A 21,774-nucleotide genomic window follows, 5' to 3' on the forward strand; every position below is an offset into this window, starting at 1 on the left:
CGGTGCTGCGAATGACCGGTCAGTTCGTCGCCGCGATCGATCAGGGCACCACCTCCTCCCGGTGCATCGTCTTCGACGCCGCCGGCGCCGTCGTCTCGATGGCCCAGCGGGAGCACCGGCAGATCTTTCCGCGACCGGGCTGGGTCGAGCACGACGCCGAGGAGATCTGGGCCGCCGTCGAGCGGGTGGTTCCGGGGGCGCTGGCCGAGGCGGGGATCGGCGCCGACCGGCTCGCCGCGATCGGCATCACCAACCAGCGGGAGACCACGGTGGTCTGGGACCGGGCCACCGGTCGGCCGGTGCACCACGCCATCGTCTGGCAGGACACCCGCACCGGCCCGCTGCTGCGCCGGCTCGACGCCGACCACGGCGAGCAGCGCTTCCGGGAGCGCACCGGGCTGCCGCTGGCCACCTACTTCGCCGGCCCGAAGCTGCGCTGGCTGCTCGACAACGTCGACGGGCTGCGCGAGCGGGCCGAGCGCGGCGAGGTGCTCTTCGGCACTATGGACAGTTGGCTGATCTGGAAGCTCACCGGGCGGCACGTGACCGACGTGACCAACGCCAGCCGGACGCTCATGATGGACCTGCGCACCCTCGACTGGGCTCCGGAGCTCCTCGACGTGCTCGGCGTCCCCGCCGCGATGCTGCCGGAGATCCGCTCCTCGGCGGAGGTCTACGGCACCGCCACGGGGTCCCTCGCCGGGGTGCCGGTGGCCGCCGCCCTCGGCGACCAGCAGGCGGCACTCTTCGGCCAGACCTGCTTCCACCCCGGCGAGGCCAAGTGCACCTACGGCACCGGCAGCTTCCTGCTGCTCAACACCGGAGAGAGTCCCGTGGTGTCCCGGCACGGGCTGCTGAGCACGGTCGGCTACCGGATCGGCGACCGGGCGGCGACGTACGCCCTGGAGGGGGCGATCGCGGTCACCGGCTCCCTGGTGCAGTGGCTCCGGGACAACCTCGGGCTGATCTCCAGCGCCCCGGAGATCGAGGAGCTGGCCCGGACGGTCGAGGACAACGGCGGCTGCTACGTCGTACCGGCCTTCTCCGGGCTCTTCGCACCGCACTGGCGCAGCGACGCCCGGGGGGTGATCGCCGGGCTGACCGGTTATGTCACAAAGGGCCACCTGGCCCGAGCGGTGCTGGAGGCGAGCGCCTGGCAGACCCGGGAGGTGGTCGACGCGATGAACGCCGACTCCGACGTGACGCTGCGCCGGCTCCGGGTCGACGGCGGGATGACCGCCAACAACCTGCTGATGCAGTTCCTCGCCGACGTGCTCGACGTGCCGGTGGTCCGTCCCCGGGTCAGCGAGACCACCTGCCTCGGCGCCGCGTACGCCGCCGGCCTCGCGGTCGGTTTCTGGCCGGACCTGGAGACGCTGCGGGAGCAGTGGCGAAAGGACGCCGACTGGAGCCCGGCGATGGATCCGGCGCACCGGGAGCGCGAGCTGCGCAACTGGCACAAGGCGGTGGCCCGCACCCTCGACTGGGTCGAGGACGAGTGACGGTCTCACCACGATCGGTCGACACGGAGATCCGCGAGCTGGCCGAGGCGCTGGGCGGCACGGTCCTGGCCAGCCGCCGCCTGGCCGGTGGCTTCTCGCACGAGACCCGCCTGGTCACCCTGACCGACGGCCAGGTCGTCGTCCGGCTCGGCGGCCCAGACCCGGCCATCGAGGCCGCGGTGATGGGCGCGGCCCGGCGGTACGCCCCGGTGCCCGAGGTGCTGCTCGTCGTGCCCGCGGTGGCCGGGGCACGCCCCGCGATGGTCGTCGAACACGTGCCGGGCACCTCGCTGGAGCAGGTGCTCGGCGACGCCGACGTCTCCGACGATCTCGATGGTCTCGGTGATCTGGGCGCCGAGGTGGGGCGGGTGGTGGCCGGCATCGGCACGGTGGCGTACGACCGGCCGGGCTTCTTCGCCGACGCCCGCCTCGGCGTGCGCGCGGAGCCTCCATGGTCGGAACAGTTGCCCGAGGTCGCGGCGAGCTGCTTGGCGAAGGCGCCCGGGGGACGACTCGACCCCGCGACCCGGGATGCCTGGGTGACGCTCTGCCACGCGCACGCCCCGGCGCTGGCCCGGGTCGACGGCCACGCCCGGCTGACGCACGCCGACATCAACCCGAAGAACCTCCTGGTACGGCGGGACGGTCGCGGCTGGCGGGTCGCGGCGGTTCTCGACTGGGAGTTCGCCTACTCCGGCTGCCCGTACGGCGACGCCGCCAACATGCTGCGATTCGGCGCCGACTATCCCGCGGAGTTCGTCGACGGCTTCCGGGCCGGGTTCGCCGGTCATCAGCCGACCGACCTGCCGCTGCCCGAGGACTGGGCCTATCTGGGCCGGGTGCTCGACATGTTCGCCCTCAGCGACCTGGTCACCCGCGCCGCCGGAAACCCCGTCGCCGACCAGGCGGCACAGGTGATCCGGCACTGGGTCCGCTGCGGAGTGCCCGACCTCTGACGGCGGCGCACGAGCCGTTACCGCTGATCGAGTGCCGCCACCCGGCGCGGTCCGGCTGTACGCCGGTAGCTGGCGTCGAGCAGCTCGCCGATCTCGTCCCAGTCGGTGTCGTCGGTCAGGTCCACCCCGACCCACCCGGACGCGCCGAGGTACATCGGCAGATAGCAGTGCTCGCCGGTCAGCAGCGCCGCGCGCTCGTCAGGATCGGCCAGCACGACCACGGACTGATCGTGTTGCCGGTAGCCGCCGTCGGTCTTCACCGATCCGCCGTAGTAGGCGAAGACCTTTGTGGTGTAGAAGGCGGGCCGCCCGTGGGAGATCTTCTCCGCCGCGTCCGGGAACGCCAGCGCGAGTGACCGCACCCGGTGCAGGAGCGGATCCGCCTCGTCGAACATGATGGGATGTCCCATGTCGGAAGCTAAGCACACGGCGACCGGCCGGACCTACCTGCCACCGCGCCTGTCACACCGCTCGGGCGCAGCGCCGGATACCTGGCGTGGCGCCGGCAACCGCAGTCGCGCGGGACGTCGCGGCCAGCGGCACGACCCGCAGGGTGATCGTCGGCCGCTCGGCGGCGTCGAGCAGGGCGTGGAGCTGCCGGACCATCACCCGTCGGCTGCCGAGCACCCTGGGCAACACTCCTTCATCCACGATGACGTGCAGGGCCGGCGGTTCCTCTCGGGCGAGCGGCGCACCTTCCTCCTCGACGGCGGGCAGGCCGCCCGAAGCTGAGCTACGCCGCCGGTCCGACGGCACGGGCTCCGCTCCTCGCTTCGTCGCTGACAGTTCGCCCTGAGGTCATGATGCCGTGACCTGGACGGTGGGGACCTGCACGACGGTGGGCGCATGCGGATCGCGATCGTCACGGAGTCGTTTCCGCCGGACGTCAACGGAGTGGCGAACTCCGTCGTCCGGGTCGCCGAGCATCTCGTGCGGCGGGGCCACCGACCGCTGGTGATCGCCCCACAGCCGGCGGCCGGCACCAGGGACGCCAGCGCCGCGCTGCCCTATCCGGTGGTCCGGCTCCCCTCGGTGCCGATGCCCGGCTACCCGCAGTTCCGGCTCGGCCTGCCCGGCCGGGACCTGACGGCGGCGCTGCGCGCGCACGGCACCGACGTCGTACACCTGGCCAGCCCGTTCGTGCTCGGCGCCCGGGGCGTCTCGGTGGCCCGGACGCTGGGGCTGCCGTCGGTCGCGGTCTACCAGACCGACGTCGCCTCCTACGCCCGCGCGTACGGGGTCCGGCTGACCGAGGCGACGGCGTGGCGCTGGCTGCGCCGGGTGCACAACTCGGCGAGCCGCACCCTGGTCCCGTCCACCGCCACCGCCGCCGCCCTCGACGAGCACGGCATCGAGCGGATCTGGCTCTGGCAGCGGGGCGTGGACAGCGAGCGGTTCCGCCCGGACAACCGGAGCGCCGCGCTGCGCCGGGCACTCGCGCCCGGCGGAGAGGTGCTGGTCGGCTACGTGGGCCGGCTGGCGCTGGAGAAGCGGGTGGACCTGCTGGCCGGGGCGAGCCTGCTGCCCGGGGTCCGGGTGGTGGTGGTCGGCGACGGACCGGCCGCCCCGGCGCTGCGCCGGGCCCTGCCGAACGCGCTCTTCCTCGGCCCCCGGCACGGCCGGCAACTGGCCCGGATCTACGCCAGCCTCGACGTCTTCGCGCACACCGGCCCCTACGAGACGTTCGGCCAGGCGGTGCAGGAGGCGATGGCCAGCGGCCTGCCGGTGGTGGCCCCGGCCGCCGGTGGACCGCTGGACCTGGTGCGGGACGGGCAGACCGGTCATCTCGTCCCGCCCGACGACGCCGAGGCGTTCACCACCGCGATCGCCGGACTGGCCACCGACCCGGAGCGCCGGGCCGCGTACGGGCAGGCGGGGCGGGCCGAGGTACGCGGGCGTACCTGGGCGGCGATCGGTGACGAGTTGATCGGGCACTACGCGGCGGTGCTCGCCGAAGCCCCGGTGGTCGGCAGCGGCTCCCGGTCGGGCCGGCTCTTCCGGCTCCGGCAGGCGGCAGCATGAGGATCGTACGGCTGGCCAACTTCATCACCGAGAGCTCCGGCGGACTGCGTACCGCACTGCGCCAGCTCGGCGCCGGGTACGCCGCCGCCGGGCACGAGCCGGTGCTGGTGATGCCGGGCCGGCGCGACAGCGACGAGGAGACCGAGCAGGGCCGGGTGATCACGCTGGCCAGCCCGGCCGTGCCCTGGATGGGCGGCTACCGGGTACTCGTCGACGGGGTCCGGCTCACCCGCCTGCTACGCGAGCTGCGCCCCGACCGGCTGGAGATTTCCGACCGTACGACGCTGCGCTGGACCGGCGCCTGGGCGCGCCGGCACGGCGTACGCAGCATGATGGTGTCGCACGAGAGCCTCGACGGGCTGCTCCGGCTCCTCCCCGGTAACCAGCTTCGCCGGGTCGCGGACCGGTTCAACCGACGCACCGCAGCCGGGCACGACCAGATCGTCTGCACCACCTCGTGGGCGGCGGCGGAGTTCCGCCGGATCGGCGCCGCCAACCTCACGCAGGTGCCGCTCGGCGTCGACCTCGAACACTTCCGCCCCGACCGGCACGACCGCCGGCTGCGCTCCGTCTACGCCGAACCCGACGAGCTGCTGCTGCTGCACTGCGGCCGACTCTCGCCGGAGAAGCGCCCCGAGCGGTCGCTCGCCGCACTGGCCGGGTTGCGGGCCCAGGGCGTACCCGCCGTGCTGGTGGTGGTCGGTGACGGGCCACGCCGGGAGAAGCTGCGTGCGGCGGCGGCCCGGGACGACCTGCCGGTCCGGTTCCTGCGCTACGTCGCCGACCGGGACCTGCTGGCCGGGCTGCTTGCCACCGCCGACGTGGTGCTGGCACCCGGACCGGTGGAGACGTTCGGCCTGGCCGCCCTGGAGGCGCTGGCCAGCGGGACCCCGGTGGTGGTGAGCGCGGAGAGCGCGCTGCCCGAGGTGGTCGGCCCGGCCGGGCTGGCCGCGCCGGGCGAGGGGCCGGCGTATGCGGATGCCGTGCGGGAGCTTGCCGGCCGGCCGGAGCCGGAACGCCGGGCGGCGGCCCGCCGGCAGGCCGAGCGCTTCCCGTGGTCGGCGGCGGTGGCGGGCTTCCTCGCCGCGCACGACCTCCCGGTACGAGTGCCGTCGCACGACAACCGATAGGCGTCGCGTCGCCGGAGCTGGGCAGAAGCTGCCGGCTACCAGCGGCGGCCGGTGAGCACTTCGTAGACCTCGACGTAGCGGTTGCGGGCCGCCTCGACGACCTCGGGCGGCATCTCCGGCGCCGGGCCGCTCCGGTCCCAGCCGGTGCCGACCGCCCAGTCCCGGACGAACTGCTTGCTCAACGAGAGCTGGTCGCGGCCGGGCTGGTAGGAGTCGGCCGGCCAGAACCGCGACGAGTCGGAGGTGAAGAGCTCGTCGCCGAGCACCATCGTGCCGTCCGGCGCCCAGCCGAACTCGAGCTTGGTGTCGGCGACCAGGATGCCCCGCTCGGCGGCGATCTCGGCGCCGCGCCGGTAGACGTCCAGGGTGACGTCGCGGAGCCGCTCGGCGGTCTCGGCGCCGACCTTCGCCACCACGTCGTCGAAGGTGATCGCCTCGTCGTGCTCCCCCTGTGGCGCCTTGGTGGTCGGCGTGAAGATCGGCTCCGGCAGGATCGACGCCTCCACCAGCCCCGGTGGCAGCGGTACGCCGCAGACGGCGCCGGTCTTCCCGTACTCCTTGATGCCGGAACCGGTCAGGTAGCCCCGCGCGACGCACTCGACCGGGATCATCTCCAGCCTCCGGACCCGGATCGCCCGCCCGGCGAACTCGGCGGGTACGTCGGTGGCCGAGATGACGTGGTTCGGCACCAGGTCGGCGAGTTGCTCGAACCACCAGAGCGAGAGCGCGGTGAGCAGTTTGCCCTTGTCCGGGATGGGGGTCGGCAGCGCCACGTCGTAGACCGAGACCCGGTCGGAGGCGACCAGGATCAGGTCGCCGCCGTCGGTGTAGACGTCCCTGACCTTGCCCGAATGCAGCAGTTCCACGTGCGCAAGTACATCACGGGCCCCGTCGAGGGCCCCGGCCCGGCCCGGCCGGCCGGGCCGCCGAGCCACCCGGGTCGTTCCGGGCGGCGAAGTGGACGATCTTGCCCCTACGGACGTTGACACCCGCCGAGGACGACTGTGTAAATGGTCCGGTTGCCGTCACAGCTGACCATGTGCCGTCAGGAGTTGTCGTGCCCCTCCCCCTCCCCTCCCCCACGACCCGCGGTCCCCGGGCCGGCCGGCTCGGCCGGCGGCTGGGCGCCGCCCTGCTCGTCGTCGTCATCACCGCCCTCTCCGCCTGCACCGCCGAGGACGCCGCCCCGGAGAACGACAAGATCCAGCTCTCCGTCTTCTGGTGGGGCGGCGACCGGCGCGCCGAGCTGACCAAGCAGGCGCTGGAGCTCTACACCCAGCGCTATCCCGACGTCACCTTCGAGTTCACCCACCAGGGCAACGCCGGCTACTACGACAAGCTCTCGATCGAGGCCGCCGCCGGCAACGCCCCGGACATCTTCCAGATCGACGACAACTACCTCACCGAGTACGCACAGCGCGAGATCCTGCTGGACCTGACCGACTACGTCCGGGAGGACCTGCTGGACCTGCGGAAGCTGCCGGCCGGCCTCGCCCAGTCCAGCCAGGTGACGGGCCGCACCGTCGCCGCCGCGGCGGCGGAGAACACACCCGGGCTGATCTACAACAAGAGCCTGCTCGACCGGCTCAACATGCCCGAGCCGCAGATCGGGATGTCGTATTCGGACTATCTCAACTGGGCCGACGAGATCACCGACCGCAGTGGCGGCAAGGTCTTCGGCACCATGGACCCGTCCGCCGACTACAAGGCATTCTGGCTCTGGCTGCGCTCACAGGACAAGGAGCTCTACCGGGGGCGCCAGGTGGGATTCACCGAGAGCGACCTCACCCGCTGGTTCGAGCTGTGGGCCGGGGCGCGGCAGCGCGGCGCGGCGCCGCCGGCGAAGGTGATCCAGCCGGCGAACAGCGGCGACGTCACCAAGCAGTTGGTGACCAGCGGCAAGGCGGCGACGTCGTTCGTCTGGTCCAACCAGCTACCCGAGTTGCAGAAGCTCAGCAAGGACACCCTCAAGGTGGTCAGCTACCCGGGCGACCCGGCCGCGCACTGGGCCCGGGCCTCGCTCTACTGGGCCGCCTTCCGGGGCACCCGGCACCCCGACACCGCGGTGCACGTGATCGACTATCTGGTCAACGACGCCAGGGCGGGCGAGATCCTCGGTACCGAGCGCGGGCTCAGCGCCAACCTGGACGTGCGGCGGACGGTGGAGGCGTCGCTGACCGACGAGAGCATGAAGCAGTCGGTCGCGTTCGAGACCGCCATGGCGGACAGGTTCGGGCCGGCTCCCGCACCGCCGCCGAAGGGCCATGCCACGATCAAGCAGTTGCTGATCACGGCGGCGGAGAGCGTGCAGTTCGGCAGGGCTTCCCCCCGCTCGGCGGCGGCGTCCTTCATCAGCCAGGCGAACGCCGCCCTCACCAGCTGAGTGCAAGGAAGGCTGAGTGCAAGGAAGGCTGAGTGCAAGGAAGGGCCCCCGCTACAACAGAAAGCGATATGCGGGGGCCCTTCCTCACCCGGCGGGTGCGCGTCGTGCCGGTCAGCGCCGCCCGGAGCGGCGGTTGCGCATCACGAAGACCAGCACGGCCACGATCACGCCGACCACTATCAGGCAGCAGACCAACCCCCAGATCCCGAAGCTGCCCCGGGTCCGGCGGCGGGCCGCCTCCACCACCATCTCGCCGGGCCCCGTCGACGCCCAGGCCACGGCCGGAATGAACACTGTCAACGCCGCCGTACCGAGCACTGCGGCCAAGCGGACCCACCAGTTCCGGAAAATCTCCATGCCTACATCCTCGGCGCTGCGGGCAAGTCCCGCCGGCAACGCGGCCGGAACGGCCGACCCGGCCCTCAGTCGCGTCCGCCGTGCAGGGCGAGCGCGACGAGGAGCAAGCCGAAGGCGATGGTGCTGAGGACGACCCGGACGAGATTCCACGTCCGCCACCGCCTCTCGCCGAAGGCGCGCCGCACCTCGGCGAGGTCGGTGATCCGGTCCGGGTCACCGGCCGCCTTGATGGCGTCGTTGAGTGGCATGTTCACCGCCATGGTGATGATCATTACGATCAGGTAGAGCACGAACGCCGCGACGATCCACGGCAGTTTGCCGCGCCCGCTCTCCCCCAGATGCAGCGCGCCGGCCACGCCCGTGAGGATCAGTGCGCCGAAGAAGCACAACAGGAACCACGGGTTGACGATCGACCGGTCGATCGCCTGGAACGCGGCGACGAAGGTGCGGTCGTCGGTGCGACCCAACCCGGGCATGATCGTGTGTGCGTAGAGCAGGAACACGCCGGCCACGAGGCCGGTGGTCAACGCGGCGGCGACAAGCACAGCTCCGGTGAACAATCTTCTGCCTCCCGTCGGTTTCGCCGGCAGTCCGGCGCCGGGCACGCCCGATCCGGCAGCATCCGTACCGTAACCGACATCAGGGCCGAGGGCGCGGTCGAGCAGGCCGGCGCACGGCGGCCGACAGTGGATCACCCTCTCGGTCGACGCATGGGCGCAGCTGGTCGGCTGCGCGGCCGGGTCGCCGCCGCCGAGCGGCGCCGGGCGTGGTCCGCGCAGGGCCGGAAGCCGGCCCGGCGGCTGGCGGAGGAGACCGGTGCGGCGGTGGTGTACCAGGGTTGCAACAAAAGTGCCCGCCGGTGCCGTTCTACCTCCGTACCGGTAGTTCTTCGAAGGGTGTCAGATGCGCTTGAAACGACTCCTGATCGCCGTGGTGGCGTTGGCCCCCGTGCTGGTAACGGCCGCTCCGGCCGCCGCAATCAGCGGCGGTGAACGGGCTGCGCCCGGTGAGTTCCCGTGGATGGTCCGGCTTCTGCCGGTGGGCTGCGGCGGAACCCTTATTCACCCGCAACTGGTGCTCACCGCCCAGCATTGCGTCGACGAGCAGCCAGCCGACAGCTTCACCGTCGTCTCCGGCACCGTCGACCTCAAGAACCCACGCCGGACGATGACCAGATCCACCGCCTACATCGGCGGAACCGAGTGGTGGAATGGACCGGACTGGGCGGTGATCAAGCTGGAACGGCCGCTCGACCTGCCTATCCTGCGGCTGGCCACCGAGCCCCGACAGCTGCAGACGCTGACCGTGACCGGCTGGGGCACCAAGAAGTCAGGTGGCCCCCAGGAACGCTTCCTCAACAAGGTGAAGCTGCCGTTCCTGCCGGACGAGCAGTGCTTCGACGACCCATGGTGGGATGAGCACCCCGAGTACCCGAGGTCGACGATCTGCGCAAAGTCGGTGAACCAGAAGAGCCACTGCCCCGGCGACTCCGGCGGGCCAGCACTGCACCGGCTTCCCCACGGCGCCTGGGAGCAGGTCGGCATCGTGAGCGCCGGTTCGGACTGTGACTGGGACATCGGCGAGGAGCCGACCCCCAACTACACCGACGTCGCCTACTTCAGCCAGAGCATCCAGCGCGCCGCCGGCCAACTGCTCTCACGCTCCAGCTGATCACCACCCCGGCAGTGGTAGCCCGACCGATACGGCGCTGACGCTCGCGTCGGCGCCGTATCGGGGCGATCCTGAGGCCGAGTACGCGAAGATCAGTGGTCAGCATTGTGCCGCCACCGTGACACGCTACCGGGCGCCTCACGTCGAGCAGGGCCTGAAACATGACATGAGGCCCTGACCAGCATTTCAGCTGATCAGGGCCTCATCTAGGTAGCGGGGACAGGATTTGAACCTGCGACCTCTGGGTTATGAGCCCAGCGAGCTACCGAGCTGCTCCACCCCGCGTCGGCTCGTTAACACTAGCGCACCTGGCCCAGCCCCTGCAAAACGGGGGGCGAACTACCCGGCGGCGGACATGTCGCCGCCGCCGGGAGGCACGCGGACGGGCTGGTCAGCCGCTCGGGGAGGCCGGTGGCGGGTTCGGGGTGGCGCCGCCGCCCGCACCCGGTGACGGGTTGGTGCCCGCCGCCCGCTGGGCCGCCTGGAACTCGCTCATCGCCGCGTCGAGCGCCTTCAGGGCCTGGCCGTACCGCTCGAAGTCGCCGGAGGTCTGGGCCGCCCGGACCTCCTCGATCGCCGCCTGCACCTTGGTCGCGGCGGCGGAGAGTTCCGGGGTCAGCTGCCCGCCCGGGGCCGGCGGCGCCGTCGTCGGCGGTGCCGTGGGCGTGGGTGTCGGGTTCGTGCCGCCCCCCTCCGGCGGGGGTGGCGGCGTCGGCGTGGTCGGCGCCCCCTGCTTGCCCTGCTCCACGAGCTGCTTGATGCCCTCTTCGAGGCTGTTGGCCAGGACGACGTACTGGCCACCGTCGCCGTACGAGATCAGCACCCGTTGCAGCAGCGGATAGGCGTTCTGCTGGTTGCTCTTCACGTACACCGGCTCGACGTAGAGCATCCCGTCGCCGAACGGCAGCGAGAGCAGGTTGCCGTACTGCACCTGCGCCTGGTTGGAGGTGAGCAGGTTGAGCTGCTGCCGGATGTCACCGTCGTTGGTCATCTTCTGGTGTACCTGCACCGGCCCGGAGACCGCCGTCTGGTCGGGCAGCTCCAGCACCTCCAGCCGGGGCTGGCCGTTCAGGTACGACCCGCTGATCAGCGCGGCGAGGTTCTGCCGGCCCGCCGGGGTGACCGCCGCGGTGAGCTGGAAGCGGGGCGTGTCCTGACCCGGATACTGGGTGTAGAGGTAGTACGGCGGCTGCTTCTGGCCGGTGTCCGGCGCGTCCGGGACGTTCGGCACCTCCCAGAAGTCCTGTCCCGAGAAGAACTCCGACGCGTCCGTCACGTGGAATCGCGCCAGCAGGTTGCGCTGCACCTTGAACAGGTCGGCCGGGTAGCGGAAGTGTTCCGCGAGTTCGGCCGGGATCTCCGACTTCGGCTTCACCAGGTCGCCGCCGAACGCCTTGTTCCACGCCTTCAGCACCGGGTCGGCGTCGTCGAACTGGTAGAGCGTGACCGTGCCGTCGTACGCGTCGACGGTCGCCTTCACCGAGTTGCGGATGTAGTTGACGTTCTCCCGGGCGAGTTCGAAGGTGCCGAGCCCGGTCAGCTCGTCGGCGGTCTCCTGCTGGAGGTTCACCTGCTCCGCGTAGGGGTAGGTGGCCGCCGTGGTGTAGCCGTCGACGATCCACTGGATCCGGCCGCCGATCACCGCCGGGTAGGGGTCGCCGTCCAGGGTCAGGAACGGCGCCACCTTCTCCACCCGCTCCCGGGGGTTACGGACGTAGAGCAGCTTGGAGTCGTCGTTGACGGCACCGGAGAGCACGAAGTTCGGCTCCTGCTCCTTGATCGCGTAGAGCAGCCGGCGGCCGAACGAGCCGATCTCCACGCCGCCGGAGCCGGTGTAGGTGTAGTACTGCTCGCCGCCCTGGCCGGTAGGCCGGTCGAACTCGACCGGGTTGTTCCCCTCCGGCTGCCCGACGATCGCGTAGTCGCTGCCGTCCATCTGTTCGCCGTAGTAGATCCGAGGCTGGGTGGCCGGGATCGCCTCGGTGCCCGAGGCGCAGCCCTCCTCGGTCCGCTCGCCGAGGAAGCCGGAGACGAAGTACGGCTGCCCGCCGCAGACCACCCGGTTGGCGGGCGCGCCGACCAGGCCGTACCCGTGGGTGAAGACCGTGTGCCGGTTGATCCAGTTGCTCTGCTGCGCGGTCAGCTCCAAATAGTTGATCTCGCGCATCCCGACGACGTAGTCCTGGGTCTCCCCGCCGACCTGGTAGCGGTCGATGTCGAGCTTCGGGCCGAAGTCGTAGAAGCCCCGGACCTGCTGGAGCTGGGTGTAGGTCTCGGAGACGAGCTGCGGGTCGAGCAGCCGGATGTTCGGCACCACCGAGGTGTCGGTGGCCAGCGACTCCGGCGGCCGCAGGTTCTCCGCGCCGTATGGCGCCATCACGGTGCCGGCGAGCCCGAAGGCGTCCCGGGTGGCCGTGATGCTCCGCCCGATGTATTCCGCCTCCTTGTCCCGCACGCTCGGCTTGACCTCGAAGGTCTGCACCGCCCAGGGGTAGATGCCGCCGATCGCCACCGCCGAGATGCCGAGCAGGGCCAGCGAGATGCCGGGCCAGACCAGGTTCCGGATGACGGCGTTGGAGAAGATGATGATCGCCAGCGCGACCACCACCGAGATGTAGGCCAGGATCTCCTTGGCCGGCAGCAGCGCGTTGATGTCGGCGTAGCCGGCACCGTAGAGGTTGACGCCCTCGTTGAACTCCAGCAGCATCGCCCGCCGGTCGAGCACGTACGCCAGGGCCTTGAGCAGGACGAAGACCGCGACCAGCGTGGTCAGGTGGGCACGGGCGGCGGCGGTCATCCGGTCGCCGACGCCCTGCAGCCGCACCCCGCCGAAGATGTAGTGCATCGCGAGCGAGCCGATCACGGCGAGCACCACGGCGGTGAAGCCGACCCCGAGCAGATAGCGCAGGAACGGGAACTCGAAGACGTAGAAGCCGATATCGATCTTGAATTCCGGATCCTCGATGCCGAAGCTCTGCGAGTTGCGGAAGAGCATCCACTGGCCCCACCGCGTCTGCGCGGAAAGGCCGGCGAAGAGTCCGACGATCAGCCCGACCGCCACCAGCCAGGTGCCGATCCGGGGTGCCAGCACGGAACGGTAACGCTCCAGCGTGATCTGTTCCGGTGAATTCGGCCGGAGCACCGGCCGCAGCCGGTAGGCGAGCCACATGTTGCCGGCGACCAGCAGGGCCATGCCCAGGCCGATGACGACGAAGAGCAGGATCCGGGTGACCAGCACACCACTGAAGACCCGGGTGTAGTCGACCTCCTCGAACCAGAGCCAGTCCGTCCACGCCTGGACGCCCCAGCCCAGCAGGGTGAGGAGCAGGAACACCCCGAGGAGTACGCCGACCGTGGCGCGACCGCGTCGGCTCATTCTTGGTAGGGGGCTGCTACGCATGACCACTGTTGGCTCCGCACGCTCGGAAGTGACCGGCTCTGATCAGAGCCCCTAGACTACGGGGTGTTCCTGAGACCGATCGGTCCCCCCGTGGGGCGGCGAGCGGGTCGGTGCCCGGGCGGTGAGCGGCCGACACGGCGGCCCGGTCAGCAGGCCGGCGGCCGACCCCCGGCTCGGATGGTCTCCAGCGCGCTCAGCGCCTCGCCGAGGGTGCCGACCCGGGCCATCGGCAGACCCGGTTGGGCATTCTGGACCGCCTCCGCGCAGTTGCCGGCCGGCACGAGAAAATACTTCGCGCCCGCGTTCTTCGCGCCCACCAGTTTCTGCGGAATGCCGCCGATCGGTCCGACCTCACCCAGATCGTTGATGGTGCCGGTGCCAGCAATGATCTTTCCGCCGGTCAGATCCTCGCTCCTGAGCTTGTCGACTATGCCGAGTGCGAACATCAGGCCGGCGCTCGGCCCACCGATGTCGTTCAGGTCGATCTTCAGCTCGAACGGGTGCGGCTGTCGCTGCTCGATCTCCACGCCGATCCGGGGCGGGTTGTTGTCGGTGGCGGCGCTGACGACGGTCGCGGTCGCCGGCCTGCCGTCCCGGGTGTAGCCGATCGAGAGCGGGGAGCCGGCCGGCCGGGCCCGCACCAGGTCCGTGACGCTGCTCGCGGCGGGCACCGGCTTGCCGTCGACCGAGGTGATCACGTCGCCGGCCTTGAGGATCCCCTCCGCCGGGGCACCCGCCGTGACGTTCTTGACCACCACCTGGATGGGATAGCCGAGCTCACGCAGCGCCGCCGTCTCGGCGCTGGTCTGCGACGCGGCGAAGTCCTCGGCGTTGCGCTCCTCCACCTGCTGCTGCGTCTGACCCGGCGGGTAGATCAGCTCGTACGGCACCACGGCCTCGTCCGAGGAGACCCAGCCGGCGATCGCGGTGAGCAGTTTGACGTCGGGCTGCACGCCGACCGTGGTGAGCCGCAACTGCCCGGCCGACGTCGAGGTCTCCTGTCCGGAGACCTGGATGACGTCCTTGTCGTCCTGCCGGCCCAGGGTGTCCACCGTCGGCCCGGGCCCGAGCACCACGTACGGGATGGGTGCGGCGAGTACGCCGATGCTGAGCAGTGCGGTGATCACCGCGCCGAGCAGTACCGTGACCCCGCGACGTCTCATAGCCGCCGAGCGTACCCGGGGACCGTTGCCCGACTGCCCCCCGAACCCCCGAGTTCGCCCACGGCGTGACACCTGGGCGGGCAGCGCACCCCCCGGCCCGCGTACCGTGGACGGGTGCCTGATATTCCGTTCGGCTTCGCCCTGCCGGGTGGCCAGCCGCCCGACCCCAACGACCCGCAGCAGATGCAGCAGTTCATGGCGCAGCTCCAGCAACTGCTCGCCGCGCCGGGCAGCGGCCCGGTCAACTGGGATCTGGCCCGCCAGGTCGCCGCCAGCCAGCTCTCCTCGGCCGGCGACCCGGCCGTGACGCCGTACGAGCGCAACGCCGTGGAGGAGTCGCTCCGGCTGGCCGATCTCTGGCTCGATCCGACCTCGGCACACCCCTCCGGGATCCGCGCCTCCGTGGCGTGGAACCGGAACGAGTGGATCTACAAGACGCTGGACGTCTGGAAGAAGCTCTGCGATCCGGTCGCCGGCCGGATGGTGGCCGCAATGGGTGACCTGGTGCCGCCGGAGGCCCGGGCACAGCTCGGTCCGATGCAGGCCATGCTCACCACGCTCGGCGGTGCCCTCTTCGGCGGCCAGCTCGGGCAGGCGCTCGGCTCGCTCGCCGCGGAGGTGCTCTCGGCCGGCGACATCGGCCTGCCGCTCGGCCCCGCCGGCACCGCCGCGCTGCTGCCGGCGAACATCCGGGCGTACGGCGACGGCCTCGAACTCCCCGAGGACGAGGTACGCCTCTACGTGGCGCTGCGCGAGGCCGCACACCAGCGCCTTTTCCAACACGTGCCGTGGCTGCGCGGCCACGTGCTCACCAGCGTGGAGATGTACGCCACCGGCATCACGGTGAACCGTGAGGCGATCGAGGAGGCGATGGGCCGGATCGACCCGACCAACCCGGAGTCGATGCAGGAGCTGGCACTGGAGGGCATCTTCACCCCGGAGGACACCCCGGCGCAGAAGGCGTCGCTGAGCCGGCTGGAGACCACGCTGGCCCTGGTCGAGGGCTGGGTGTGCCACGTCGTGGACACCGCCGCCGCCGAGCGGCTGCCGAACGTGAACCGGCTCGGCGAGGCGTTCCGCCGGCGCCGGGCCGCCGGCGGTCCGGCCGAGCAGACCTTCGCCGCCCTGGTCGGCCTGGAGCTGCGTCCCCGCCGGCTGCGCGAGGCCGCGGCGCTCTGGGCGGCGCTCACCGAGCACCGGGGCATCGCCGGCCGGGACGCGCTCTGGGGGCACCCGGATCTGCTCCCCGCCGAAGCGGACTTCGCCGATCCGGATGCCTTCGCCCGGTCCCAGCTCGACCTGGGCGACCTCGACGACTTCGACTTCGGCAGGCCCGAGGACGGATCCGACCCCGACCGCTCCGAGGAGGGCCCCGGCTCCGGCAGGCCGGAGGAGTAGGTCCCCCGCAGGAGTTGAGCTGGCAGCGGCGGGCCGACGGACAGCCGGGTGGTCAGCTGCCGAGGAGTACCCGGGTGGCGTCCCAGCCCTCCAGGGCCGGGTCGAGCGTCGCGAGGTCGGCCGGTGTCCGCAGCCGCCGCCAGCCGGGGGTGACCGCCACCTCGGCCGGGCGGGGTGCGGCACGCCGGACCAGGGCGGCGTCGGCAGCGTCCAGGTCGAGTTCGGGCAGCCAGTCCGGCGCGGGTAGCCGGGCGGCCAGCCCGAGCAGCCCGGAGCCGGGGTTCGTCGCGGGAGCGACCGCGACGGCCCGACTGGTCAGCGGCCGGAGCAGCTTGCCGAGGACCAGGCCGGGCAGGTCCGGCGCGTCGGCGACGAGCAGGGCGGCCTGGTCGTAGCCGTCCCGGGCCGCGGCTTCCAGCGCGGCGCCCACCCGGTTGGCCGGCGCCTCGCCGGACCGGTCGGCCGGCAGGTCGTACACCGGCATGCCGGGCCAGGCGATCGCGTCCGCCAGCGGACGGTCGGCCCCGGTCGCGGCGATCGCCGGCTCCACCTCGGCCAGGGTGGCGACCAGGTCGACCACGTCCTCGGCGAGCGCGGACCGCCAGCGGGCCGGGTCGGCACCGGGCGGCGCCCACGCGACGGGTCCGAGCATCACCACGATCACACGGCGGGTCACCCGCCGACCCTACCGACCTCGGGCGCCGGGTGGGACCGACGGTCGCCGGGCTCACTCCGGCAGGACGATCCCGGCCGCCGCGGCGATCCCCTCCAGGTAGCCCCGGGCCCGCTCCGTCTTCGGATAACGCCCGACCAGCGCCCAGAACCGGGCGTTGTGGCTCGGCACCACCAGGTGGGCCAGCTCGTGCAGCAGCACGTAGTCGATCACCCACTCCGGCATCTCCTGGATCCGGTGCGAGATGCGGATGGTCCGGTCGGCCGGGGTGCAGGAGCCCCAGCGGCCGTTCTGGTTCGTCACCCACCGGACGCTGGCCGGCACGGCCGCAGCGCCGTGCTCGCGCAGGTAGCGGTCGATGAGTCGCCGGGATCGGAGCAGCAGCTCCTCGTCGGAACGGCCGAGCCGCTCCTCCCGGGCCGCGAGCCGGGCGAGCATCCGGTCCACCCACTCGCTCTCCTCGGCGCGAGAGAACTGGTCGGGGATCAGCACCACGACCCGCTCGCCGTCCCGGTACGCGGACACTGTCCGGCGCCGGCGCTGGCTGCGCCGTACCTCCACGACCGGCTTCCGCAATCCCGCCATTAGCGGTCCGCGCAGCCCCGGGTTTCGTTCACGAAGGAAAACTAATGCGTAGTGACCAGGTCACCGCAAGAGTCAACCCGCAGATAGCCGCCGGAAAAATACCGGTTGGCGGTGACCCGTCCGGAAAAAATTCATTGCGGTGATCGTCTGGAGCGTCGCGTCCGCCGCCCCCGGGACTTCCCGGGCACGCGGGGGCCGGGCACCGGAGGCAACGGTAAACGATCATCCGCCACCCCCGCCAGATCCCTCGATCAGCGATCTGACGCGGTTCATCCGGCGTGTCCCTGCGAAACTGACTTATCCGACCTATTCCGGCATGCACACTCTGGGCGTCGGCTTCCTCACAGTGTCGACAGATCGCTGACATGGAACTGCCCGGAACTGGGTAGGGTCCGCGGACCGGCGGTCACAGTGGTGACCGCGGAGAAGTCCCAGCGCTGGCGCCCTAACATGGCCGCCCGCCGCCGGGCGCACGCCAGGCTCGCAAGAGCCGGCGGAAGAGACGAGGAGGGCACCGTGGCCGAGAAGGCCCAGACCTACAACGGGTACTGCGTGAAGTGCAAGGAGAAGCGTGACTTCGAGGGCAACGTCGAGGTTTCCAAGACGGGGATGAACATGGCCAAGGGCAAGTGCCCGGTCTGCGGCACGACCGTCAACCGGATCCTCGGCAAAGCCAAGGTCTGACCGTCGAGCAGCACAGCGGAACTGCGGGAAGGGGTGGCCGGGGCGCCACCCCTTCCCGCTTTCCTGTCGGGCTACGGACACCCCGCGTGATGTCCGGGCGGCGACAGAAGTTACCCGCCGGTTGTGGATAACGCGGTGGATCCTGTGGATAGAGCAGTGCATCGCGCGTACCGGCTGTGGAAAACACCGACCGGTCCGCACCTGGACGGTGACAGCCTGTTGCGTCATGACCAGAACCGTGCTGCCCCGCCCCACCCTGCTGCCCGGCCTCACCCGACTCTGGCGCGACCGGCACACGCTGCAACTCGGCCTCGACCCCCGGCGCGCCGTCCTGCTCGAGGTCGCGAATCCGGCCGCCGCCCGGCTGCTCGACCTGCTCGACGGCAGCCGCAGCGAACGGGCCGTCCTGGACCACGCGGTCACTGTCGACGTGACCCGCGACGACGCTCGTACGCTTATCGACACCCTGCGAGCCGCCGGCCTGGTGGTCCCCGCGCACACCCTGCTCCCCACCGACCTGCCCGAACCGGCCCGGCAGCGGCTCGCCGCCGAGGCCGCGGCGCTCGCCCTGCACGGACGGGACGTGCCCGGCACCCCGGCCCAGCTGCTCCGCCGCCGGGCCGCCGCCCGGGTCGTGGTGACCGGTCAGGGTCGGCTCGCCGCTCCGGTGGCGGTGGCCCTGGCCCAGGCCGGCGTCGGACAGGTGCACCCGGACCTACGCGGCCGGGTCGGGCCGGCCGACACCGTCGCCAGCGGGCTGCTCGCCACCGACGTACGCCGGCCGTGCGCCGCCGCGGTCGCGGACGCGATCGCCCGGTCCGCGCCCGGCACCGCGACCCGGTCCGTCCGGCGCGGCAGTGCCGACCTGGTGCTCCAGGTGGGTACGGACCGCCCCGCCGGCCTGCTCGCCGCCGGGTACGCCCAGCACCGCCAGGCGCACCTGCTGCTCACCCTGCGCGACGGGACCCCGGTGGTGGGTCCACTGGTCCGCGGTGCCGGCTCACCCTGTCTGAACTGTGTCGACCTGCACAGACAGGACCGCGACCCGGGTTGGCCGGGCCTTGCCGCCCAGCTCGCCGACCTCGACGGTCCGGAACCCTGCCTGACCGCGACCCTGATCACCGCCGTCGGCTACGCGGTGAGCGAGGTCCTCACCTTCCTCGACGGCGGTACGCCCGAGACGGTGGGCGGTGCCGTGGAGGTGACCGCCGCCGGCCGCCTCCGCCGCCGGAGCTGGCCGCCGCACCCCCGGTGCGACTGCGCCAGACGACGGCGGCGGAGCCGAGGCACGACCGCCCCACCACAGGCTCCCCCGAACCAGATCCCCGGGACGAGGTGATAGGAAGGGCCCCTTCTTATACAAAAACCGATAAGAAGGGGCCCTTCCTTTCGGGCAGGGGTGGCCGGTGCCACCCGCCGACGGCCGACTTCACCCCGCCGAGTCGGTAACAATGATCTGGTGACCGACATCCCGCGCCGGGCCGTCTCCCGGACCGCCAAGCTCGCCGCTCTTCCGCTCGGCTTCGCCGGCCGGACCGTGCTCGGCGTGGGCAAGCGGGTCACTGGACTCGCCTCCGACGTGATCTCCAACGAGATCCAGCAACGCACCGCCGAGCAACTCTTCAGCGTGCTGGGCCAGCTCAAGGGCGGGGCGATGAAGTTCGGGCAGGCACTGTCGGTCTTCGAGGCGGCCCTGCCCGAGGAGATCGCCGCACCCTACCGGCAGGCGTTGACCAAGCTCCAGGAGGCGGCTCCGCCGCTGCCGGCGGCGAGCGTGCACAAGGTGCTCGCGGAGCAGCTCGGGCCGGATTGGCGGTCGTTCTTCCTAGAGTTCGACGACAAGCCGGCTGCCGCAGCCAGCATCGGCCAGGTGCACCGGGCGATCTGGAAGGTCGGGCCGCCGCCGAGCGGCCGGCGACGCGGCACCAGGGCAGGCGCCGCCACCAGGTCGGGAGCCGGCGCCGGGGCGGTGGCCCGGGCCGGCGCGAGCGCTCCGGCAGGGCGTCCGGTGGCGGTCAAGGTGCAGTACCCGGGCGCCGGACCGGCGCTGCTCTCCGACCTGAAGCAGCTCTCCCGGCTCGGTGCCATGTTCCGGGCGATCCAGCCTGGCCTGGACATCAAGCCGCTGCTCAGCGAGTTGCGCGACCGGATCAGCGAGGAGCTGGACTACGAACTGGAGGCGGAGTCGCAGCGGGCCTTCGCCGCCGCGTACGCCGGCGATCCGGAGATCTTCGTGCCCGAGGTGGTCGCGGCCGCACCCCAGGTGCTGGTCACGGACTGGGTCGAGGGCAAGCCGCTGTCGGCGATCATCGACTCCGGCACCGAGGAGGAGCGGAACCTGGCCGGCCGGCTGATGGCCACCCTGCACTTCTCGGCGCCGATGCGCGCCGGGCTGCTGCACGCCGACCCGCATCCCGGCAACTTCCGGCTGCTGCCGGACGGGCGGCTCGGCGTCGTCGACTTCGGCGCGGTGGCCCGGCTGCCCGGCGGGCACCCGGAGCCGATCGGCCGGCTGGTCCGGCTCGCCCTGGCCGGCGAGGCCGAGGCGGTCGTGGCCGGCCTGCGCGAGGAGGGGTTCATCCGCGGTGACTTCCCGCTCGACGCGCAGGCGGTACTGGACTTCCTGATGCCGATCCTGCAGCCCCTCTCCGTCGAGGAGTTTCGCTTCACCCGGGCGTGGTTGCGGGTCGAGGCGACCAGGCTCGGCAACCCGCGCTCCCCGGCGTACCAGCTCTCCCGGCAGCTCAATCTGCCGCCGTCGTACCTGCTGATCCACCGGGTGACCCTCGGCTCGATCGGGGTGCTCTGCCAACTGGAGGCGAAGGCGCCCTACCGGGGCATCGTGGAGCGCTGGCTGCCCGGCTTCGCCCCGGTGGCCTGAGCAGGGCCACCTCCACCCCTACGCGCCGGGCCGGCCGTGGCGGGGGGCATCACCCCTCGCCGACGACCGGCCCGGATGGGATCTCGGATTCGGTTACGTCCCGGCGGCAGTACGCCGTGGGATCAGATGCTGCCCAGTTCGCGGGCGGCCCGGCGGCGGGCCTCCAGCGCGATCATGCGGGCGGATCGGGTTGCCTCAGTGCTCGTGGTGCTGCGACCGGCCTGAGGCATCCGCATTCGTGCCCGGGACAACGCTTCGTGGATGAGATGCATCTTGGTGGCTCCGTCTCGGATGGGCATGGCAGTCGTGGTCAATCTCGACACCACGGCCATCGCGGTGTCGGGCGCCGATACCAGACCGGCGTTCGTACGGATCGGGTTCATGTCAGGCCGCCAACCGGACCGCGCTGCGCGACTCGGCAAGGCCACTGGCCGCCAGCCGCGCCTGGGCCTCGACCCGCAGCGCCGCATCCCGGGCGACGTCCTCCTTGCGCGGACGGCCACGGGGCCGCTTGCGCGGAACGACCGCGCCACGCTCGAAGATCTCGCCGCCCCAGACGCCCCACGGCTCCGCCCGCTCCACCGCACCGGCCAGGCACTCGACGCGCAGCGGGCAGTCCCCGCAGAGCGACTTGGCCAGCTCCAGCTCGGCAGGCGAGTCGGCGAACCACAGGTCGGGGTCGAACTTCCGGCAGGGCAGGTTCGCCTCCAGCTCGACGTTCGCGTCGAGGGGGGCCAACGCCAGACTCATCGCCCGGTCACCTCTCTCTCGTGTCGATCTCGTAGATCGCTGTTCCGACTTACTTCGGCAGTGCGGAAATGACTAAGGCCGCGGATCCCGGTGTACGGGGTCCGCGGCCTCGAGGTGAGCCGGCTGGTCTGTGTTAGACCGGTCTCCCTCGAGGTGGAACCCCGCTGACATCCATCCGCTTGACGCCGACACGGATGCCATTGCCCGTGAATCCATTGG

At 71.6% G+C, this 21,774-nt stretch carries 21 protein-coding genes and 1 tRNA gene; 10 read left to right on the top strand and 12 right to left on the bottom strand.

Annotation, left to right across the window (positions count from 1 at the left end):
* Window positions 1-11: 11 nt before the first annotated feature.
* Both glpK and ACN28C_RS00445 read left to right on the top strand, forming a co-directional pair.
* Window positions 12-1,502 carry a glycerol kinase GlpK gene (glpK, locus tag ACN28C_RS00440; protein WP_422771644.1) on the top strand — a complete coding sequence of 497 codons (1,491 nt, stop codon included), beginning with the start codon at window positions 12-14 and terminating at the stop codon, window positions 1,500-1,502.
* Entirely contained in the window at window positions 1,499-2,458 is a 960-nt protein-coding gene (locus ACN28C_RS00445; RefSeq protein WP_422771645.1) for a phosphotransferase, read from the top strand. The genes glpK and ACN28C_RS00445 overlap by 4 nt, the downstream gene beginning before the upstream one ends.
* Before the next feature lie 17 nt (window positions 2,459-2,475).
* On the opposite strand, the gene ACN28C_RS00450 is transcribed toward ACN28C_RS00445, so the two are convergent.
* Together ACN28C_RS00450 and ACN28C_RS00455 are read right to left on the bottom strand one after the other, a co-directional pair.
* Window positions 2,476-2,868: an MmcQ/YjbR family DNA-binding protein gene (locus ACN28C_RS00450; protein WP_422771646.1), complete on the bottom strand. Its 393-nt coding sequence runs from the start codon at window positions 2,866-2,868 to the stop codon at window positions 2,476-2,478.
* Window positions 2,869-2,920: 52 nt separating this feature from the next.
* Window positions 2,921-3,214, bottom strand: a complete 294-nt coding sequence (locus ACN28C_RS00455) for a Scr1 family TA system antitoxin-like transcriptional regulator (RefSeq protein WP_422771647.1) — start codon at window positions 3,212-3,214, stop codon at window positions 2,921-2,923.
* 90 nt (window positions 3,215-3,304) lie between these two features.
* Here ACN28C_RS00455 and ACN28C_RS00460 point away from each other — a divergent pair, with 90 nt between their 5' ends.
* Both ACN28C_RS00460 and ACN28C_RS00465 read left to right on the top strand, forming a co-directional pair.
* Window positions 3,305-4,480 (top strand): glycosyltransferase family 4 protein, encoded by a 1,176-nt coding sequence (locus tag ACN28C_RS00460; protein WP_422771648.1) that lies wholly within the window; start codon window positions 3,305-3,307, stop codon window positions 4,478-4,480.
* Window positions 4,477-5,610: a glycosyltransferase gene (locus tag ACN28C_RS00465; RefSeq protein WP_422771649.1), complete on the top strand. Its 1,134-nt coding sequence runs from the start codon at window positions 4,477-4,479 to the stop codon at window positions 5,608-5,610. The genes ACN28C_RS00460 and ACN28C_RS00465 overlap by 4 nt, the downstream gene beginning before the upstream one ends.
* A gap of 35 nt (window positions 5,611-5,645) precedes the next feature.
* Here ACN28C_RS00465 and ACN28C_RS00470 read toward each other — a convergent pair whose 3' ends face one another.
* On the bottom strand, window positions 5,646-6,476 hold the full coding sequence (locus ACN28C_RS00470) for a phosphoribosylaminoimidazolesuccinocarboxamide synthase (RefSeq protein WP_422771650.1): 831 nt from the start codon (window positions 6,474-6,476) through the stop codon (window positions 5,646-5,648).
* Between the two features lie 191 nt (window positions 6,477-6,667).
* Between ACN28C_RS00470 and ACN28C_RS00475 the strand changes: the two genes are divergently transcribed.
* A complete protein-coding gene (locus ACN28C_RS00475) occupies window positions 6,668-7,993 on the top strand; it encodes an ABC transporter substrate-binding protein (RefSeq protein WP_422771651.1) in 1,326 nt (441 codons plus the stop codon).
* A 111-nt stretch (window positions 7,994-8,104) separates the two neighbouring features.
* On the opposite strand, the gene ACN28C_RS00480 is transcribed toward ACN28C_RS00475, so the two are convergent.
* Window positions 8,105-8,350, bottom strand: coding sequence for a hypothetical protein (locus ACN28C_RS00480; RefSeq protein WP_422771652.1), 246 nt, complete (start codon window positions 8,348-8,350; stop codon window positions 8,105-8,107).
* A gap of 65 nt (window positions 8,351-8,415) precedes the next feature.
* The gene (locus ACN28C_RS00485; RefSeq protein ID WP_422771653.1) at window positions 8,416-8,910 is read right to left on the bottom strand and encodes a DUF1772 domain-containing protein; all 495 of its coding nucleotides are present in this window, start codon (window positions 8,908-8,910) and stop codon (window positions 8,416-8,418) included.
* 343 nt (window positions 8,911-9,253) lie between these two features.
* Between ACN28C_RS00485 and ACN28C_RS00490 the strand changes: the two genes are divergently transcribed.
* Window positions 9,254-10,021: a S1 family peptidase gene (locus ACN28C_RS00490; RefSeq protein ID WP_422771654.1), complete on the top strand. Its 768-nt coding sequence runs from the start codon at window positions 9,254-9,256 to the stop codon at window positions 10,019-10,021.
* 211 nt (window positions 10,022-10,232) lie between these two features.
* Here the strand turns inward: ACN28C_RS00490 and ACN28C_RS00495 are convergent.
* The 3 genes from ACN28C_RS00495 to ACN28C_RS00505 all read right to left on the bottom strand — a co-directional run bounded on the left by ACN28C_RS00495 (window position 10,233) and on the right by ACN28C_RS00505 (window position 14,584).
* Window positions 10,233-10,306: transfer RNA gene (locus tag ACN28C_RS00495), tRNA-Met, on the bottom strand.
* A 106-nt stretch (window positions 10,307-10,412) separates the two neighbouring features.
* Window positions 10,413-13,421, bottom strand: a complete 3,009-nt coding sequence (locus ACN28C_RS00500) for a UPF0182 family protein (RefSeq protein ID WP_422771655.1) — start codon at window positions 13,419-13,421, stop codon at window positions 10,413-10,415.
* A 146-nt stretch (window positions 13,422-13,567) separates the two neighbouring features.
* Window positions 13,568-14,584, bottom strand: a complete 1,017-nt coding sequence (locus ACN28C_RS00505; protein WP_422771656.1) for a YlbL family protein — start codon at window positions 14,582-14,584, stop codon at window positions 13,568-13,570.
* Window positions 14,585-14,767: 183 nt separating this feature from the next.
* Between ACN28C_RS00505 and ACN28C_RS00510 the strand changes: the two genes are divergently transcribed.
* Window positions 14,768-15,982, top strand: a complete 1,215-nt coding sequence (locus ACN28C_RS00510; RefSeq protein WP_422774915.1) for a zinc-dependent metalloprotease — start codon at window positions 14,768-14,770, stop codon at window positions 15,980-15,982.
* Window positions 15,983-16,034: 52 nt separating this feature from the next.
* On the opposite strand, the gene ACN28C_RS00515 is transcribed toward ACN28C_RS00510, so the two are convergent.
* Both ACN28C_RS00515 and ACN28C_RS00520 read right to left on the bottom strand, forming a co-directional pair.
* Window positions 16,035-16,658, bottom strand: a complete 624-nt coding sequence (locus ACN28C_RS00515; protein ID WP_422771657.1) for a hypothetical protein — start codon at window positions 16,656-16,658, stop codon at window positions 16,035-16,037.
* A 51-nt stretch (window positions 16,659-16,709) separates the two neighbouring features.
* Window positions 16,710-17,240, bottom strand: a complete 531-nt coding sequence (locus ACN28C_RS00520) for a M48 family metallopeptidase (RefSeq protein ID WP_422771658.1) — start codon at window positions 17,238-17,240, stop codon at window positions 16,710-16,712.
* A 516-nt stretch (window positions 17,241-17,756) separates the two neighbouring features.
* On the opposite strand from ACN28C_RS00520, the gene ACN28C_RS00525 reads away from it, so the two are divergent.
* From ACN28C_RS00525 to ACN28C_RS00535, 3 genes are all read left to right on the top strand, one after another.
* Window positions 17,757-17,924 carry a DUF5679 domain-containing protein gene (locus tag ACN28C_RS00525; protein WP_165436864.1) on the top strand — a complete coding sequence of 56 codons (168 nt, stop codon included), beginning with the start codon at window positions 17,757-17,759 and terminating at the stop codon, window positions 17,922-17,924.
* A gap of 226 nt (window positions 17,925-18,150) precedes the next feature.
* The gene (locus ACN28C_RS00530) at window positions 18,151-19,263 is read left to right on the top strand and encodes a hypothetical protein (RefSeq protein WP_422771659.1); all 1,113 of its coding nucleotides are present in this window, start codon (window positions 18,151-18,153) and stop codon (window positions 19,261-19,263) included.
* A gap of 120 nt (window positions 19,264-19,383) precedes the next feature.
* A complete protein-coding gene (locus tag ACN28C_RS00535) occupies window positions 19,384-20,805 on the top strand; it encodes an ABC1 kinase family protein (protein WP_422771660.1) in 1,422 nt (473 codons plus the stop codon).
* A gap of 122 nt (window positions 20,806-20,927) precedes the next feature.
* Here ACN28C_RS00535 and ACN28C_RS00540 read toward each other — a convergent pair whose 3' ends face one another.
* Entirely contained in the window at window positions 20,928-21,188 is a 261-nt protein-coding gene (locus ACN28C_RS00540; protein WP_422771661.1) for a hypothetical protein, read from the bottom strand.
* A 1-nt stretch (window position 21,189) separates the two neighbouring features.
* Window positions 21,190-21,555 (bottom strand): WhiB family transcriptional regulator, encoded by a 366-nt coding sequence (locus ACN28C_RS00545; RefSeq protein ID WP_130464862.1) that lies wholly within the window; start codon window positions 21,553-21,555, stop codon window positions 21,190-21,192.
* Window positions 21,556-21,774 lie beyond the last annotated feature (219 nt).

Origin of the sequence: Plantactinospora sp. WMMC1484, assembly GCF_049315195.1 — a bacterium.
Lineage (GTDB): Bacteria > Actinomycetota > Actinomycetes > Mycobacteriales > Micromonosporaceae > Plantactinospora.

Coding starts and splice junctions, on each gene's coding strand:
- ACN28C_RS00500 (WP_422771655.1), bottom strand. CDS start 13,421: ATGCGTAGCAGCCCCCTACCAAGAATGAGCCGACGCGGTCGCGCCACG.
- ACN28C_RS00520 (WP_422771658.1), bottom strand. CDS start 17,240: ATGGCGGGATTGCGGAAGCCGGTCGTGGAGGTACGGCGCAGCCAGCGC.
- ACN28C_RS00465 (WP_422771649.1), top strand. CDS start 4,477: ATGAGGATCGTACGGCTGGCCAACTTCATCACCGAGAGCTCCGGCGGA.
- ACN28C_RS00545 (WP_130464862.1), bottom strand. CDS start 21,555: ATGAGTCTGGCGTTGGCCCCCCTCGACGCGAACGTCGAGCTGGAGGCG.
- ACN28C_RS00460 (WP_422771648.1), top strand. CDS start 3,305: ATGCGGATCGCGATCGTCACGGAGTCGTTTCCGCCGGACGTCAACGGA.
- ACN28C_RS00490 (WP_422771654.1), top strand. CDS start 9,254: ATGCGCTTGAAACGACTCCTGATCGCCGTGGTGGCGTTGGCCCCCGTG.
- ACN28C_RS00530 (WP_422771659.1), top strand. CDS start 18,151: ATGACCAGAACCGTGCTGCCCCGCCCCACCCTGCTGCCCGGCCTCACC.
- ACN28C_RS00505 (WP_422771656.1), bottom strand. CDS start 14,584: ATGAGACGTCGCGGGGTCACGGTACTGCTCGGCGCGGTGATCACCGCA.
- ACN28C_RS00540 (WP_422771661.1), bottom strand. CDS start 21,188: ATGAACCCGATCCGTACGAACGCCGGTCTGGTATCGGCGCCCGACACC.
- ACN28C_RS00510 (WP_422774915.1), top strand. CDS start 14,768: ATGCAGCAGTTCATGGCGCAGCTCCAGCAACTGCTCGCCGCGCCGGGC.
- ACN28C_RS00450 (WP_422771646.1), bottom strand. CDS start 2,868: ATGGGACATCCCATCATGTTCGACGAGGCGGATCCGCTCCTGCACCGG.
- glpK (WP_422771644.1), top strand. CDS start 12: ATGACCGGTCAGTTCGTCGCCGCGATCGATCAGGGCACCACCTCCTCC.
- ACN28C_RS00480 (WP_422771652.1), bottom strand. CDS start 8,350: ATGGAGATTTTCCGGAACTGGTGGGTCCGCTTGGCCGCAGTGCTCGGT.